Origin of the sequence: Dickeya sp. ws52 (assembly GCF_007210685.1) — a bacterium.
Classification (GTDB): Bacteria; Pseudomonadota; Gammaproteobacteria; order Enterobacterales; family Enterobacteriaceae; genus Dickeya; species Dickeya chrysanthemi.
Map to the genome: position 1 here is coordinate 197024 of NZ_SZVX01000008.1, position 15703 is coordinate 212726.

At 56.2% G+C, this 15703-nt stretch carries 17 protein-coding genes; 13 read left to right on the forward strand and 4 right to left on the reverse strand.

Annotated features, from left to right (window positions below; all coding sequences use genetic code 11):
- Window positions 1-84 precede the first annotated feature (84 nt).
- From tatA to hemB, 5 genes are all read left to right on the forward strand, one after another.
- On the forward strand, window positions 85-339 hold the full coding sequence (tatA, locus tag FDP13_RS10060) for a Sec-independent protein translocase subunit TatA (protein ID WP_015848210.1): 255 nt from the start codon (window positions 85-87) through the stop codon (window positions 337-339).
- A gap of 3 nt (window positions 340-342) precedes the next feature.
- On the forward strand, window positions 343-912 hold the full coding sequence (gene tatB / locus FDP13_RS10065; protein ID WP_033576476.1) for a Sec-independent protein translocase protein TatB: 570 nt from the start codon (window positions 343-345) through the stop codon (window positions 910-912).
- 3 nt (window positions 913-915) lie between these two features.
- Window positions 916-1683, forward strand: a complete 768-nt coding sequence (tatC, locus tag FDP13_RS10070; RefSeq protein WP_015848208.1) for a Sec-independent protein translocase subunit TatC — start codon at window positions 916-918, stop codon at window positions 1681-1683.
- Window positions 1684-1794: 111 nt separating this feature from the next.
- Entirely contained in the window at window positions 1795-2589 is a 795-nt protein-coding gene (gene tatD, locus FDP13_RS10075; RefSeq protein ID WP_015848207.1) for a 3'-5' ssDNA/RNA exonuclease TatD, read from the forward strand.
- 2 nt (window positions 2590-2591) lie between these two features.
- Window positions 2592-3614 (forward strand): porphobilinogen synthase, encoded by a 1023-nt coding sequence (gene hemB, locus FDP13_RS10080; protein WP_015848206.1) that lies wholly within the window; start codon window positions 2592-2594, stop codon window positions 3612-3614.
- Between the two features lie 32 nt (window positions 3615-3646).
- Here the strand turns inward: hemB and rfaH are convergent, their stop codons facing one another.
- On the reverse strand, window positions 3647-4135 hold the full coding sequence (gene rfaH, locus FDP13_RS10085; RefSeq protein ID WP_015848205.1) for a transcription/translation regulatory transformer protein RfaH: 489 nt from the start codon (window positions 4133-4135) through the stop codon (window positions 3647-3649).
- Window positions 4136-4139: 4 nt separating this feature from the next.
- Window positions 4140-4346, reverse strand: a complete 207-nt coding sequence (locus FDP13_RS10090) for a hypothetical protein (protein ID WP_038927114.1) — start codon at window positions 4344-4346, stop codon at window positions 4140-4142.
- Between FDP13_RS10090 and ubiD the strand changes: the two genes are divergently transcribed.
- The 4 genes from ubiD (at window position 4336) to FDP13_RS10110 (ending at window position 7907) form a co-directional block, all read left to right on the forward strand.
- Complete coding sequence (gene ubiD / locus FDP13_RS10095; RefSeq protein ID WP_015848204.1) at window positions 4336-5832, forward strand: 4-hydroxy-3-polyprenylbenzoate decarboxylase; 1497 nt, start codon at window positions 4336-4338, stop codon at window positions 5830-5832. The two genes, FDP13_RS10090 and ubiD, sit on opposite strands and share 11 nt — an antisense overlap.
- A gap of 49 nt (window positions 5833-5881) precedes the next feature.
- A complete protein-coding gene (gene fre, locus FDP13_RS10100; protein WP_015848203.1) occupies window positions 5882-6583 on the forward strand; it encodes an NAD(P)H-flavin reductase in 702 nt (233 codons plus the stop codon).
- A gap of 432 nt (window positions 6584-7015) precedes the next feature.
- Entirely contained in the window at window positions 7016-7444 is a 429-nt protein-coding gene (locus tag FDP13_RS10105) for a YeeE/YedE family protein (RefSeq protein WP_040003755.1), read from the forward strand.
- 34 nt (window positions 7445-7478) lie between these two features.
- Window positions 7479-7907, forward strand: a complete 429-nt coding sequence (locus tag FDP13_RS10110; RefSeq protein ID WP_143839360.1) for a DUF6691 family protein — start codon at window positions 7479-7481, stop codon at window positions 7905-7907.
- Window positions 7908-7952: 45 nt separating this feature from the next.
- Here the strand turns inward: FDP13_RS10110 and fadA are convergent, their stop codons facing one another.
- Window positions 7953-9116 (reverse strand): acetyl-CoA C-acyltransferase FadA, encoded by a 1164-nt coding sequence (fadA, locus tag FDP13_RS10115; RefSeq protein WP_143839361.1) that lies wholly within the window; start codon window positions 9114-9116, stop codon window positions 7953-7955.
- A gap of 12 nt (window positions 9117-9128) precedes the next feature.
- Entirely contained in the window at window positions 9129-11318 is a 2190-nt protein-coding gene (fadB, locus tag FDP13_RS10120) for a fatty acid oxidation complex subunit alpha FadB (protein WP_143839362.1), read from the reverse strand.
- 181 nt (window positions 11319-11499) lie between these two features.
- Between fadB and pepQ the strand changes: the two genes are divergently transcribed.
- Genes pepQ through hemG form a run of 4 tightly spaced genes read left to right on the forward strand, consistent with a single transcriptional unit; the run spans window position 11500 to window position 15498 of the window.
- Window positions 11500-12831 carry a Xaa-Pro dipeptidase gene (pepQ, locus tag FDP13_RS10125; RefSeq protein ID WP_143839363.1) on the forward strand — a complete coding sequence of 444 codons (1332 nt, stop codon included), beginning with the start codon at window positions 11500-11502 and terminating at the stop codon, window positions 12829-12831.
- Complete coding sequence (locus FDP13_RS10130; RefSeq protein WP_143839364.1) at window positions 12831-13445, forward strand: IMPACT family protein; 615 nt, start codon at window positions 12831-12833, stop codon at window positions 13443-13445. The genes pepQ and FDP13_RS10130 overlap by 1 nt, the downstream gene beginning before the upstream one ends.
- 40 nt (window positions 13446-13485) lie before the next feature.
- The gene (gene trkH / locus FDP13_RS10135; RefSeq protein WP_015848196.1) at window positions 13486-14937 is read left to right on the forward strand and encodes a Trk system potassium transporter TrkH; all 1452 of its coding nucleotides are present in this window, start codon (window positions 13486-13488) and stop codon (window positions 14935-14937) included.
- Window positions 14938-14958: 21 nt separating this feature from the next.
- Window positions 14959-15498 carry a menaquinone-dependent protoporphyrinogen IX dehydrogenase gene (hemG, locus tag FDP13_RS10140; RefSeq protein WP_015848195.1) on the forward strand — a complete coding sequence of 180 codons (540 nt, stop codon included), beginning with the start codon at window positions 14959-14961 and terminating at the stop codon, window positions 15496-15498.
- Window positions 15499-15703 lie beyond the last annotated feature (205 nt).

Sequence of the window (15703 nt, forward strand, 5' to 3'; positions counted from 1 at the left end):
TTGAACCCGCGCCTCATCAGGCGCCTGGCGGCACCTGATGAACGTGTCACATGAATTCCTTTTGAGTAAAGAGGTAAGCACTGTATGGGCGGTATTAGTATCTGGAATCTGTTGGTGATCGCAGTGATCGTGGTGTTGTTGTTTGGCACCAATAAATTGAGAACCCTGGGTTCCGACCTGGGCGCATCAATCAAAGGCTTTAAGAAAGCCATGAGCGACGATCAGCCTGCTGCCAATAACGACAAACAACAGGACGCTGACTTTGCGACCAAATCCATTTCGGAGCAGAAGCCGCAGAACAGTCCGGAAGAGAAAAGCCAGCATAAAGAGCAGGTGTAACCGGTGTTTGATATCGGGTTTAGTGAACTGCTATTGGTGATGGTGATTGGCCTGGTCGTACTCGGGCCGGAGCGTCTGCCGATAGCGGTAAGAACCGTGGCGGGGTGGATTCGGGCACTGCGCTCATTGGCATCGACGGTGCAAAATGAACTGGCGCAGGAGATGAAGCTGCAGGAATTGCAGGACAGCCTGAAGAAAGTAGAGCAGGCCAGCCAGTTACAAAATCTGTCGCCAGAGCTTAAAGCGTCGATGGATGAGCTGAAAGAGGCCGCCGAAGCGATGAAGCGCCCCCATAGTATCAAGCTGGATGGCAGTGATTCGCCGGGCCATGTGCCGCTTGGCGACCCTGAAGCCGTGCATGATGGCGTGCTGGACGTTGAGCGGAAGACCGTGTCGTCCTCCCCTGCTGTCGCCGCTTCGGCTACGGAGCCGGCCACACGTACCGAAACGGCGGCCCAGACCGTGCCAGCGCCTGCCGATCCGGTATTAGGCGGTACAGCCCATGTCGAAAGCAAGGCCAAACCTGAGCAGGTCACGTCGGCTCCTCCTTCCCAACCTTCTGGTGATCGTTAACCTATGGCTGTTGATCAAACCCAACCGCTGATCAGCCATCTGATCGAACTGCGTAAGCGGTTGTTGAATAGCATTATCAGCGTGCTGGTGGTATTTCTGGTACTGGTCTATTTCGCTAATGACATCTATCAGATTGTTTCCGCGCCGCTCATCAAACAGTTGCCAGCCGGGGCCAGCATGATTGCAACCGATGTGGCCTCGCCGTTTTTCACCCCCATTAAACTGACGCTGATCGTGTCGGTGTTTTTATCTGCGCCGTTGGTGCTGTATCAGGTTTGGGCGTTTGTGGCGCCGGCGTTGTACAAACATGAGCGGCGGCTGATGATGCCGTTGCTGGTGTCCAGCAGCCTGCTGTTCTACATGGGGATGGCGTTCGCCTATTTCGTCGTCTTTCCGTTGGCGTTCAGTTTCTTTGCCCAGACGGCGCCGAAAGGGGTATTAATCGCCACCGACATCAACAACTATCTCGATTTTGTGATGGCGTTGTTCATGGCGTTCGGCGTATCGTTCGAAGTACCGGTGGCGATTGTGCTGCTGTGTTGGAGTGGGGTCGTCACGCCGGAAGAACTGAAGCAGAAACGGCCATACGTACTGGTGGGCGCGTTCGTGGTGGGGATGTTGCTGACTCCGCCGGATGTGTTCTCCCAGACGCTGCTGGCCATTCCGATGTATTTGCTGTTTGAAGTCGGGGTGTTTTTCGCCAGATTCTACGTCGGTAAGCGGCGCCAGCCAGAGCAAGAAGACGTAGACGAATCTGCGCCGTCTCCCTGAGTAGCATCTCGCCGTAAGCGGCGATCTTCTTACTGTGACACCTCTTTCGGGAGGTGTTGTTTTTTGGGTTGTCCGTCAGGATGACCATGACGAATTTCCGGATATCCGCTCATGTTCGATATTGGCGTTAACCTCACCAGCCCACAGTTCCGTTCAGACCGAGAGCAGGTTGTGGCACGCGCCCGACAGGCCGGCGTAACGGGGCTATTGTTGACGGGAACCAACGCCGAAGAGAGTGAACAAGCCTGCCGGATAGCGGCACAGTATCCCGATTATTGCTGGTCAACCGCCGGTGTGCATCCGCATGACGCCAGCGGCTGGAACGATGATGCCGCAGCATTGATTTATCACCTGGCAGGACGTGATCAGGTGTTGGCGGTTGGCGAATGCGGGTTAGATTTCAACCGTAATTTTTCCACCCCCGAAGAACAGGAACTGGCATTTAGCGCGCAGTTAGCCATCGCCGCTGAACGCGCGATACCGGTGTTTTTGCACTGTCGCGATGCGCATGAACGCTTTATGGCGCTGCTGACGCCGTGGCTCGATAAACTGCCGGCGGCGGTGTTGCACTGTTTCACCGGTTCAGGTGACGAGCTGGATGATTGCCTGCGTGCCGGGCTGATGATCGGCATTACCGGCTGGGTATGTGACGAACGTCGTGGGTTGGCGCTGCGCGCGTTGCTGCCACGGATCCCGGACAATCGGTTACTGTTGGAAACCGATGCGCCCTATCTTTTACCCCGGGATTTACATCCTAAACCTGCATCCCACCGTAACGAACCTTGTTTTCTGCCGCACATTGTCCGCCAGGTTGCGCATTGGCGCGAACAGGATGCGCAATGGCTCGGCAGGAATGTGGATGAAAACGCCCGTCGGATTTTCCGTCCGGGCCAGAAAGGAGAATAACGATGAGTAATGTTTTTCCCGGTGCGTTTCCTGGACGTCGCCTGCGCCGTCTGCGCCGTCATGATTTCAGCCGTCGTCTGGTGGCGGAGCATCAGGTCACGGTCAACGACCTCATCTACCCGGTGTTTGTCATGGAAGGCAAACAGGGGCGTCAGGAAGTGCCCTCCATGCCGGGCGTGTATCGCCTGACGATTGATGAACTGGTCCGCGAAGCGGAGGTTATCGCCAAATTGGGCATTCCGGTGTTGTCGCTGTTCCCGGTGATTGAAGCGGATAAAAAGTCGTTGCTGGCTGAAGAAGCCTACAACCCGGATGGGCTGGTGCAGCGTACCGTGCGCGCGTTGAAAGATGCGGTGCCGGAGCTGGGGCTGTTGACCGATGTGGCGTTGGACCCTTACACCACTCACGGTCAGGATGGCGTAATCGACGAAGAGGGTTACGTGGTCAATGACATTACCAAAGAGATTCTGGTGCGTCAGGCGTTGTCTCACGCGCAAGCCGGTGCGGAGATCGTGGCACCCAGCGATATGATGGATGGCCGTGTCGGCGCTATCCGTGGGCGGTTGGAAGAGCAGGGGTTGGTCAATACCCAGATCATGGCGTATTCCGCCAAGTACGCGTCTTGCTACTACGGGCCGTTCCGCGATGCGCTTGGCTCGTCGGGCAACCTGAAAGGCGGCAACAAGAAAAATTACCAGATGGATCCGGCCAATACGAATGAGGCATTGCAGGAAATCGCACAAGACCTGCAGGAAGGGGCTGATATGGTGATGGTGAAACCGGGGATGCCGTATCTGGATGTGGTGCGTCGGGTGAAGGATACCTTCGGCGTACCGACTTTCGCTTATCAGGTGTCCGGTGAGTACGCGATGCAGATGGCGGCGATCCAGAATGGTTGGCTGCAGGAGCAGCCGTTGGTGATGGAGTCGCTGTTGTGTTTCAAACGTGCCGGCGCTGATGGGGTGTTGACCTATTTCGCCAAACGCGTAGCCGAATGGTTGCGTGATGAAGCGCTGCGCCGTTAATGGCTGTACCGTCAGGGCGCAGCCCTGACGGTTTACGCTTTTCGAAACTGGCGGTTGTCGATGCTTTGCCGAACCTGTTTGTTCAGCAGATTGAGCAACAGCATGGAGCGCGCTTCGCCATCCGGTTCGGTATAAATGGCCTGAAGGCCGCTGAACACCCCTTCGGTGATGGTGACGTGATCGCCGGGTTGCGGCGTTTCAGGGGCGATGTGAGGCGTGCATTGATGGTTCTGCAAATCGTCAATCACCTGCTGGGGGACGAGTGCCGGCAGGCTGCCGAAACGGACAAAATGACTGACGCCGCGAGTGGCGCTGATGGTGGTGGTATGTATGTGCTCCGGGTCGAACTCGACGAACAGGTAATTGGGGAACAACGGTTCACTGACCTCGGTTCGTTTCCCTCGTACGATTTTCTCCAGCGCAATCATCGGGCTCAGGCAGACCACGTCCTGACGTTCCAGATGTTCTTTGGCCCGTAATAGTTGGCCGCGCTTGCAATAAAGTAAGTACCAGGCTCGCATAATTTCACTTTTCTATGGCTTTATCCGCGGGAGAGGATAGCAAAAGCGTTATCCCTTGCGGGATAAAATTTCTGGGATAAATTCCTAAATTATAGGCGGCGTTGAACGTTGCCGGCTCAGGCACTTGCCGGAAATCGCGCGGGCGGTAAGCGACAGCATGGTCAATAGCCTTTATAATACCGCCACCACTGACCTTTCTGATGATCAGCATGAAATACCGTGACTTACGTGAATTTCTCGCTCAGCTTGAGGCGAGAGGCGAACTCAAACGCATCCATCAGCCGATAGATCCCTACCTGGAAATGACCGAAATTGCCGATCGCACCTTGCGTGCCGGCGGCCCGGCGCTGTTATTTGAAAATCCGAAAGGTTACGGTATGCCGGTGTTGTGCAACCTGTTCGGTACGCCTAAACGCGTGGCGCTGGGAATGGGGCAGGAAGAGGTCGGCGCGTTGCGTGATGTCGGTCGCTTGTTGGCATTTTTAAAAGAGCCGGAGCCGCCGCGTGGTTTTCGTGACCTGGTGGATAAGCTACCTAAATTTCGCCAGGTGCTTAACATGCCGACCAAACGGCTGTCGAGCGCGCCCTGCCAGGAGCAGGTATGGGAGGGCGATGAGGTGGATCTGGGCCGAATTCCGATCATGCATTGCTGGCCGGGCGATGTGGCGCCGTTGGTCACCTGGGGACTGACGGTAACGCGCGGGCCTTTCAAAGAGCGCCAGAATCTGGGGATTTACCGTCAGCAACTGATTGGCCGCAACAAACTGATTATGCGCTGGTTGTCACACCGCGGCGGTGCGCTGGATTTTCAGGAGTGGCGTCAGCAACGCCCCGGCGAGCGTTTCCCGGTGGCGGTCGCGTTGGGCGCAGATCCGGCTACAATTCTGGGCGCGGTGACGCCGGTGCCGGATACGTTATCTGAATATGCTTTTGCCGGGTTACTGCGTGGTCACAAGACCGAAGTCGTGAAATGCCTGTCCTGCGATCTGGACGTACCGGCCAGCGCCGAAATCGTGCTGGAAGGCTATATCGACGTGGATGAAACGGCGCCGGAAGGCCCTTATGGCGATCACACCGGTTATTACAATGAAGTCGACCATTTCCCGGTGTTTACCGTAACTCACGTGACCCAGCGGCGCGACGCGATTTATCATTCCACTTATACCGGTCGCCCGCCCGATGAGCCTGCCGTTCTGGGCGTGGCGCTGAATGAAGTGTTCGTGCCGCTGCTGCAAAAGCAGTTTCCGGAAATCGTCGACTTTTATCTGCCGCCGGAGGGCTGTTCTTACCGGCTGGCTGTCGTTACTATGAAAAAACAGTATGCCGGTCATGCCAAACGGGTGATGATGGGCGTCTGGTCTTTTTTACGCCAGTTCATGTATACCAAATTCGTTATTGTCTGTGATGACGATATTGATGCCCGCGACTGGAAAGATGTGATTTGGGCAATCACCACACGTATGGATCCGGCGCGTGATACGCTGTTGGTTGAAAATACGCCGATTGATTATCTGGATTTTGCTTCACCGGTCTCCGGGCTTGGCTCCAAAATGGGGCTGGATGCAACGAATAAATGGCCGGGTGAAACGCAGCGTGAATGGGGTCACCCTATTACCAAAGATCCGTCGGTTGTCGCCCGTGTGGACGCCATATGGGACGAATTGGCCATATTGAATGACAGTGGTAAGCCGCACTGACGGCGCTTACGCTGTTCTCCATTTTGCTTTGACCCTACAGAGGGATCGCATGACAACGTTGAGCTGTACAGTAACGTCGGTGGAAGCTATCACCGATACGGTTTACCGGGTGCGCTTATTGCCATCGGCACCTTTTTCCTTTCGTGCCGGGCAATATTTGATGGTGGTAATGGACGAACGTGACAAGCGCCCGTTCTCCGTGGCCTCAACGCCGACAGAACAAGGGACTATCGAATTGCATATCGGGGCGTCTGAGATGAACCTGTATGCGATGGCGGTGATGGATCGCATTTTGAAGGAAAAATCGTTGGTGGTGGATATTCCCCACGGTGATGCCTGGTTGCGTGAAGACAGCGATCGGCCGTTGATTCTGATAGCGGGCGGCACGGGGTTCTCCTATGTGCGTTCTATTTTGCTGACGGTGCTGGCAAGCCAGCCGGAACGTCCGGTTTCCGTGTATTGGGGGGGCCGTGAGTTGCGGCACTTGTACGATCTGGGGGCGTTGCAAGCTCTGGCGCAGTCACACCCTAACCTGAAGGTGATCCCGGTGGTTGAACAGCCGGATGAACAGTGGCATGGCCGTTCCGGAACCGTATTGAGTGCGGTACTCCAGGATTTCGGCTCGCTGGCGTCGCACGACATTTATATCGCAGGCCGTTTCGAGATGGCGAAAATTGCCCGTGAGCGTTTTTGCAACGAACGTGGTGCACAGAGCGCGCATATGTACAGCGATGCTTTTTCTTTCATTTGATTTTTGTCGTCGTTGTGCTTTCGAGGCCGGGTTGATACCCGGCCTTGTTGTTTTTCAGCAGCCTGTTTTCTACAACCGATCGTTCATCAAGTCATATATGGTGTGATCGGTGATGGGGTTTGGTAACAAGTTTGGTAACAATCTTGTATTTTTCATTATATTAAATAATATATTATTTTTTGTGAGAGGGATGGTTGGTACGGCGGAGCCGCGTATCACATAGTGGTTGTATGCCTGAGCCTGAATGGGTGGGCGACAAGCGATAGGCACCATCATCGCCGATTGCCCTAACTCGCCGATTACCCTAACGCGGCATAAACACACGACAGGGCTCTCGGTTGTGCTGCGAGCTGGTGACGTTCGTCGCAGCGCAATGTGCGGTATGGATTGCGCTGGCTGGTATACGGCCTGACATCATTGGGAGTAGAGGTTATGCAGATTGATATGGCGGCGTTCACGCCGCTGATGAGCCTGACAGGCGGTCTGGTGATTGGCGTTGCGGTAGTCATGCTGGCGGTATTCTGCGGACGTGTTGCCGGCATCAGCGGCATTCTCGGTGGGCTACTGAACCGCTCGTCGCCGGATAAAGGATGGCGGCTGGCGTTTGTGCTGGGAATGATCGCTGCGCCCTGGCTCTACCAACTGGCGGCACCGTTGCCGGAGAGTACGATATCAACATCCACGCTCTGGCTGGTCGTATCCGGTCTATTGGTGGGCGTCGGTACTCGATATGGAGCGGGCTGCACCAGTGGACATGGTGTGTGTGGCTTATCCCGTTTGTCGCTGCGATCGTTGGTGGCGACGCTGACGTTCATGGGGGCGGCGTTTGTCACCGTCTGGGCGCTGGGCGCATTCCGTTGAATAGGGTGTTATGACGCACGTTAAGGAGCGGACGATGAATAACCTGTTTTCTTTTCTGGCTGGGCTGGTTTTTGGGCTCGGACTGCTGATCAGCGGTATGGCGAACCCGCAGAAAGTGCTGGGTTTCCTGGATATTACCCGGCAGTGGGACCCGTCGCTGGCGCTGGTGATGGGAGGCGCGCTGGTCGTCGGCATGATCGGCTTTCGCGTGGTCAAGTACATGTCGAAGCCATTGTGTATGCCGTCATTTTCCCTGCCGCTAAAAAAAGCAGTCGATAAACCGCTGGTGGTGGGTAGCCTGTTGTTCGGCATCGGCTGGGGGATGGCCGGTATTTGCCCCGGCCCGGCCCTGGTGCTGCTGTCGTATGGCACGGTAAAAGGCTGGGTGTTCTTTGGTTCCATGCTTGCGGGCATGGGGTTGTATGAGTGGCTTTCTTCACGCCATCGGGAGCGGGTTTCCTGACGCGGGTGTTGACCCCGCCGGTACGATGGCACCGGCGGGTGGAGGTTATACCCGTTCCAGCACCGTTGCGATGCCCTGACCTAAACCGATACACATGGTCGCCACGCCGAATTCCACATTCCGCTGTTCCATCAAATTGATGAGTGTGGTGATGATGCGTGCGCCGGAACATCCCAGCGGGTGACCAAGCGCAATGGCGCCGCCGTTCAGGTTAACCTTGTCGTCCATGCTTTCCAGTAGCCCGAGCGCTTTGAGACAGGGCAGCGTTTGGGCGGCAAACGCCTCATTCAGTTCAAACAGACCGATATCGCTCAGTGAGAGCCCGGCCCGCTGTAACGCTTTCTGGGTAGCGGGCACCGGGCCGTATCCCATCACGGATGGGTCGCACCCGACGACCGCCGTCGCACGGAGACGTACCCGTGGCGTCAACCCTAGCGCCAGTGCGCGGGATTCGCTCATTACCAGCAGTGCTGCCGCGCCATCCGACAGCGCTGATGAACTGCCGGCGGTGACTGTGCCATTGACCGGGTCAAATGCCGGGCGCAGCGCTGCCAGCGCATCGATACTGGTTTCCGCTCTGACGACTTCGTCGTAGTCAAACGGTTGCAGTGCGCCGTCGGCGTTATGACCGGTAGTGGGGATAATTTCGCGGCGAAAGGCGCCGGACTGGGTCGCAGCCCAGGCACGCTGGTGTGAGCGGACGGCGAACGCGTCCTGCATTTCGCGGCTGATGTGGTGTTGGCGCGCCAGCAGTTCCGCCGTCAGCCCCATCATCGCCGCCGCTTTGGCAATGCTCTTGCCGAGTCCAGGGTGAAAATCGACGCCGTGGGTCATCGGCACATGTCCCATGTGTTCGACGCCGCCGACCAGACAAACGTCGGCATCACCCACCATAATGGCGCGCGCCGCGTCGTGTAACGCTTGCATGGATGAACCGCACAGGCGGTTGACCGTCACCGCCGGCACCGAATGGGGGATTTCCGCCAGCAATGCCGCGTTGCGCGCCACGTTAAAGCCTTGCTCTAACGTTTGTTGCACGCAACCCCAGTAGATGTCGTCAATCTTGTCCGCTTCCAGCGCCGGATTACGGCTCAGCAGGCTGCGCATCAGATGAGCGGACAGGGTTTCCGCCCGGACCTGACGAAACGCACCGCCTTTGGATCGCCCCATCGGGGTGCGCACCGCATCAACAATTACTGCGTTTTCCATCGTCGTGCGTCCTTATGCCGGTTGATGAAGAGAAAGGTTGCTGTGAGGTTCAACCGCCGGGTAATAACGCTGTTGGCGTTGCGCCATCTGCAACAGGCTTTCCGGTATGGTGTAAAGCGGCCCCAGTGATGCCAGCGACCGGGCGATGTCGACATAGTGCCGGCTGCCCAGCGTATCCAGGTAACGGCAGGCGCCGCCGTGGAATGGCGGGAAACCCAGGCCGTAAAGCAGCGCCATGTCGGCTTCCGCCGGGGTGGCGACGATACCTTCTTCCAGACAACGCGCGACTTCGTTGAGCATCGGCACCATCAGGCGATGGATAATCTCTTGTGCACTGAAGGTTCGCTTCGGCTCGCAGACTGCATCCAGCAAGATGTCGGTCTGCTCGTCCTGTTCGCGGCGTGGTTTGCCTTTGGCATCCGGACAGTAGCGGTAGAAACCTGCGCCGCTCTTCTGACCGAAACGCTGATGCTCCACCAGCACATCGACCGCGTCGCGATAGGTTTTCGCCATACGCTGCGGAAAGCCAGCAGACATCACCGCCTGCGCGTGGTGAGCGGTATCCAGCCCGACTACGTCCAACAGGTAAGCCGGCCCCATCGGCCAACCGAACTGTTTCTCCATCACCGCGTCCACATCGCGGAAATCCGCGCCGTCGCGCATCAGCAGGTTGAAGGCGGCAATGTAGGGAAACAGCACGCGGTTGACGAAGAATCCTGGGCAGTCGTTCACCACGATCGGGGTTTTGCCGATCTTGCTGGCGTAGGCCACTACGCGGGCCAGCGTTTTCTCATCGGTCTTTGGGCCTCGTATCACTTCAACCAGCGGCATACGATGTACCGGGTTGAAAAAGTGCATCCCGCAGAAATTTTGCGGCCGCTGCAATGAAGCGGCTAATTGCCCGATGGGAATCGTCGACGTATTGGAAACAATCAACGTTTGTTCGCTGACATAGGCTTCGATATCTGCCAGCACCCTGGCTTTTACCTGTGGGTTTTCCACTACGGCTTCGATAATCAGGTCAGCTTGTTCAAGCCCGTTGTTATTGAGTGTCGGGTGAATACGGGCCAGCACCCCCGCCATGCTCATGGCGTCCAGTTTGCCGCGTTCCAACTGCGCGTTAAGCAGCTTGGCCGCTTCCTCCATCCCCAGTGTCAGCGCTTTTTCACTGATATCTTTCATCCACACCGGCACCCCTTTGCGTGCCGACTGGCAGGCAATGCCGCCGCCCATGATCCCGGCGCCCAGTACGGCAACGCGAGTCGGCGGTGAGGCATCGGCAGCCCATTTTTTAGCGGTGCTTTTTACCGCCTGCTCATTAAGGAATACACCGACCAACGCGTATGCCGCGGTGGTTTGAGTCAGCGCGACGAAATTATCGGTTTCGAGCTTCAGTGCGGCGTCTCGCTGTAATCCGGCGGCGGCTTCGATGGTTTTGAGCGCCATCATCGGTGCGGGGTAGTGGCGGCCTGCAGCTTGTTGCACCAGCGCGTTGGCGGTAGCAAAACTCATGGTGGCTTCGATACGGTTAAGCCGTAGCGGCGATTGTTTCTGACGGCGACGGGTACGCCAATCCAGTTTATCCTCTGCCGCCAGACGCAACATATGCAGGGCGGCAGACAGCAGCTTGTCGCTATCTGTTATCGCATCCACCAGCCCGGCTTTCAGCGCCTCGCCGGCAGACAGGTCTTTACCCGCAGTGATGATTTCCAGCGCGCCGTCCGCGCCCAGCAGCCGCGGCAATCGGACCGTACCGCCAAACCCCGGCATGATACCCAGTTTGACTTCCGGCAGGCCGATGCGCGCATCAGGCGTTGCAAGACGAAAATCGGTCGCCAGCACGCATTCGCATCCTCCGCCCAGCGCATAGCCGTTGATGGCGGATAACGTCGGCACCGGCAAATCCTCCAGTCGGCTGAAAATGGCGTTGGCTTCGGTCAGCCACTGATGCAACGCTTCCGGCGGGGCGGCAAACAACGACAGGAATTCGGTGATGTCCGCTCCGGCAATGAAGGCGGGTTTATCCGAGCGCAGTAGCAGCGCGCGGAGTGAGGGTTGGTTCGTCAGGTGATTCAGGGCTTCGCCAAGACTGGCTACGGTGCGGGTATCCAGCTTATTGACGCTGCCGGGCGCGGCAAAAACCAGTTCGGCAATGCCGTCTTCCAGCCAGTTAAGGTACAGCGTGTCGCCTTGATAGATCATGGTGTTCTCCACGGTTATCCGTAATCTGGTATGACCAGATGTAAGAAATTGTGGTTTTGATGTTAATGAAATGCAAACAACACATGAGGGATTTGCCGGGAGGATCACAAGGTGAGCAACGCTGCCGTCATCAGGGCACTGTGTTACACTGGGAAACAGTCTGTTATCAATGGGGATTGTGATGGAAACGCTGACTTCTTTGTATCATCAACATGTGGCGACTCTGCAGCAACGCACGCAGGCGGTTCTGGCACGACATAATCTGGATGCCTTATTGATCCACTCCGGTGAGTTGATGATGGCGTTTCTGGATGATCATGCTTATCCGTTCAAAGTTAACCCGCAGTTCAAAGCCTGGCTGCCGGTGACGCAAGTGCCGAACTGCTGGCTGTGGGTGGATGGGGTCAACACGCCGAGGCTGTGGTTCTACTCCCCCGTTGATTACTGGCATAACGTGGCGCCGGTGCCGGATAGTTTTTGGACCACCTCGTTGGACATTCAGGTACTGCGCAAGGCCGACGACATCGGCCAACAATTGCCGGTTCAACGCCAGCGCGTCGCTTATATCGGTTCTGCGCCGCAACGGGCGTTGAATCTGGGCGTGGCGCCGGAACACATCAACCCGAAAGGCGTGCTGGATTATCTGCATTACTACCGTGCCTACAAAACGGATTATGAACTGGCTTGTATGCGCGAAGCGCAGAAAACGGCGGTGGTCGGCCACCACGCCGCATACGAAGCGTTCCAGTCCGGCATGAGCGAATTTGACATCAATCTGGCGTACCTGACCGCCACCGGTCACCGTGATACCGATGTACCTTATGGCAATATCGTCGCTCTCAACGAGCACGCGGCGGTGCTGCATTATACTCAGCTCGAACACCGGGTTCCGGCGGAAATGCGCAGTTTCCTGCTGGATGCCGGCGCAGAATATAACGGCTATGCGGCGGACATTACCCGCACTTATGCCGCGCAGCATGACAATGATTATGCTGCGTTGGTAAAAGACCTGAACCGCGAGCAACTGGCGCTGATCGATACGATGAAAGCCGGCGTGCGCTATACCGACTACCATTTGCAGATGCATCGCCGGGTGGCGGCGCTACTTAAACGTCATCAACTGGTGACCGGGCTGAGTGAAGAAGCGATGGTAGAGCAGGGCGTGACGTCGCCGTTCCTGCCGCACGGTCTGGGCCATCCGCTTGGCTTGCAGGTGCATGACGTCGGCGGATTTATGCAGGACGACGCCGGCACGACGCTGCCTGCGCCATCAGCCCATCCCTACCTGCGCTGTACCCGGATTCTGGAGCCGCGCATGGTGCTGACTATCGAACCGGGTATCTATTTCATCGATTCGTTGCTTGAGCCCTGGCGTCAGGGCGAGCTACGTCAGCATTTCAACTGGCAGAAGCTGGATGCGTTGCGTCCGTTCGGCGGTATTCGTATTGAAGACAATATCGTGGTTCATGACAAACGCATCGAAAACCTGACCCGCGCGCTTGATCTGGCCTGATGCAGTCCTATCCGGTCCCTGCTGCGTCTGTCAGCGTTCAGGAAGAGATTAAAAAGAGTCGCTTCATCACCCTGCTCGCTCCGGCTTGCGGGGTGGACGCGGCTCGTGGCGTAATTCAGCAGGCTCGCGAGCAGCATCCCTCGGCGGCGCACCATTGCTGGGCGTATGTCGCGGGCGCGCCGGATGATTCGCAACAGCTCGGGTTTTCCGATGACGGAGAACCCTCGGGAACCGCGGGCAAACCGATGCTGGCTCAATTGATGGGCAGCGGCATCGGCGAAGTGGCGGCGGTGGTGGTGCGTTATTATGGCGGCGTCAGGCTGGGGACCGGCGGGCTGGTCAAAGCCTATGGCGGTGGCGTGCAACAAGCCCTGAAGCAACTGTCGTTGCAGCAGAAAGTGATGTATCGAATGTATCGATTGCAGTGCGATTATGCGTTGTTGCCGCAGGTGGAGGCCGTCGTCTTGGCGTTACAAGGGCAGGTAGTCTCAACCGAGTACGCCGGCGATGTCTCGCTTCAACTGGCGCTTCCGGTCACGGCCGTGGACGACGCGACGCGACGGCTGCGCGATATTAGCCGCGGCGCGTTGCATTTGCAGCCAATTTCACAATAATCCAGCGCGTAATCTTGAACCGTTTAAGGAAGGCTCCCTGATGCACTTGCGTGCCATAACCCGCATTGTCGGACTGCTGGTCATCCTGTTTTCCGGCACCATGTTCATTCCCGGCATGGTGGCCTTGATTTATCGTGACGGCGCCGGTCGGGCATTTATTCAGACGTTTATCGTCGCGTTGGTGATGGGGCTGCTGCTGTGGCTGCCTAACCGCAAGCATCGCCATGAACTGAAAGCCCGTGAGGGTTTTCTGATCGTGGTGTTGTTCTGGACGGTGTTGGGGAGCGTCGGGGCGTTGCCTTTTCTGTTTGCCGAGCGCCCCAGCTTGTCGGTGACGGATGCCTTCTTTGAGTCTTTTTCCGGCCTGACGACAACCGGTGCGACCACGCTGGTCGGGTTGGATTCACTGCCGAAAGCCATTCTATTTTACCGGCAAATGCTGCAATGGATGGGCGGCATGGGGATCATCGTGCTGGCGGTGGCCATTCTGCCGATTCTGGGCGTCGGCGGGATGCAGCTCTATCGCGCTGAAATGCCTGGGCCGCTGAAGGATAATAAAATGCGGCCCCGTATCGCGGAAACAGCCAAAACACTGTGGTTGATTTACGTATTGCTGACTGTTATCTGCGCGTTTTCGCTATGGTTGGCGGGTATGTCGGTGTTTGATGCCATCAGCCATAGTTTTTCTACCATCGCCATCGGTGGATTTTCTACCCATGATGCCAGCATCGGTTATTTCAACAGCCCTACCATCAATACCATTATCGCGGTGTTTCTGCTGATTTCCGGCTGTAATTTTGGTTTGCATTTTTCCGTTCTGAGTGGGCGCAGTCTGCGTGTTTATTGGCGTGACCCAGAATTCCGTATGTTCATTTTTGTTCAGATGTCGCTGGTTGTGATTTGCACCCTCGTTTTGTGGGGGCACGGTGTGTACAAGAATGGTATGGAAACCCTGAATCAGGCGTTCTTTCAGGTGGTTTCAATGGCGACTACCGCCGGTTTTACCACGGATAGCATTGCTTCATGGCCGCTGTTTTTGCCGGTATTGCTGCTGTGTTCCGCGTTTATTGGTGGTTGCGCTGGTTCGACCGGCGGCGGCCTGAAAGTGATTCGTATCCTGTTACTGTTCTTACAGGGATCTCGTGAACTGAAGCGATTGGTTCATCCGAATGCGGTATATACCATTAAGCTTGGTCAACGTGCGTTGCCGGAGCGGATACTGGAAGCCGTGTGGGGGTTTTTCTCGGCTTATGCACTGGTGTTTATCGTGAGTATGTTGGCGGTGATTGCGACGGGGGTAGATAATTTCTCCGCTTTTGCAGCGGTAGCCGCCACGCTGAACAATCTCGGGCCGGGGCTTGGAACGGTGGCCGATAATTTCACCTCCATGAATGACACCGCCAAATGGATTTTGATTGTCACCATGCTATTTGGTCGTCTGGAGGTATTCACCATGCTGGTACTCTTTACTCCCACTTTTTGGCGGGAATAACGGATATAAAGGAAACATGCTATGAAGGCATTAATATTGTTTTCCAGTCGGGATGGTCAAACGCGGGCGATAGCGTCTTATATCGCTAATAACCTGAAAGGAACCCTGGAGTGTGATGTCGTCAATATTCTGAGTGCTCATGAGATTGACTTCGACAAGTATGACAAGGTGATGATTGGCGCATCAGTGCGCTACGGGCGTTTTCATCCGGCGTTGGAAAAATTTATCCGTCAGCATCTCGTTTTACTGCAACAAAAACCCAGCGCCTTTTTCTCTGTCAACTTGACCGCCCGTAAACCGGAGAAACGTTCGCTGCAAACCAATGCCTATACACGTAAGTTTTTGTTGCGCTCGCCCTGGCAGCCGGATCTGGGGGCTGTCTTTGCTGGCGCATTGCGTTATCCGCGTTACCGCTGGTTTGACCGCGTGATGATTCAATTGATTATGCATATGACCGGCGGCGAGACTGACAGTACCAAAGAGATTGAGTATACCGATTGGGAACAGGTAGCGCGTTTCGCTCAATCGTTTGGTCAACTTACCCAGAAAAAGACGGTGTAATAAGGTTTCACCCCGCAATGGTGAAAAAAGAGGCATTCGATAAGTTTTTTGAAATTAGTGCTTGTCAGCGACGAAGAAGTCCCTATAATGCGCCTCCACTGACACGGCAACGGCGAAACGCCAGAGCAGTTTCAGTAAGAAATCAGGCGCATATCGCTTGACTTCTTTTCGGGAAAGCATAATATATGCGACCCGCGGCCACATT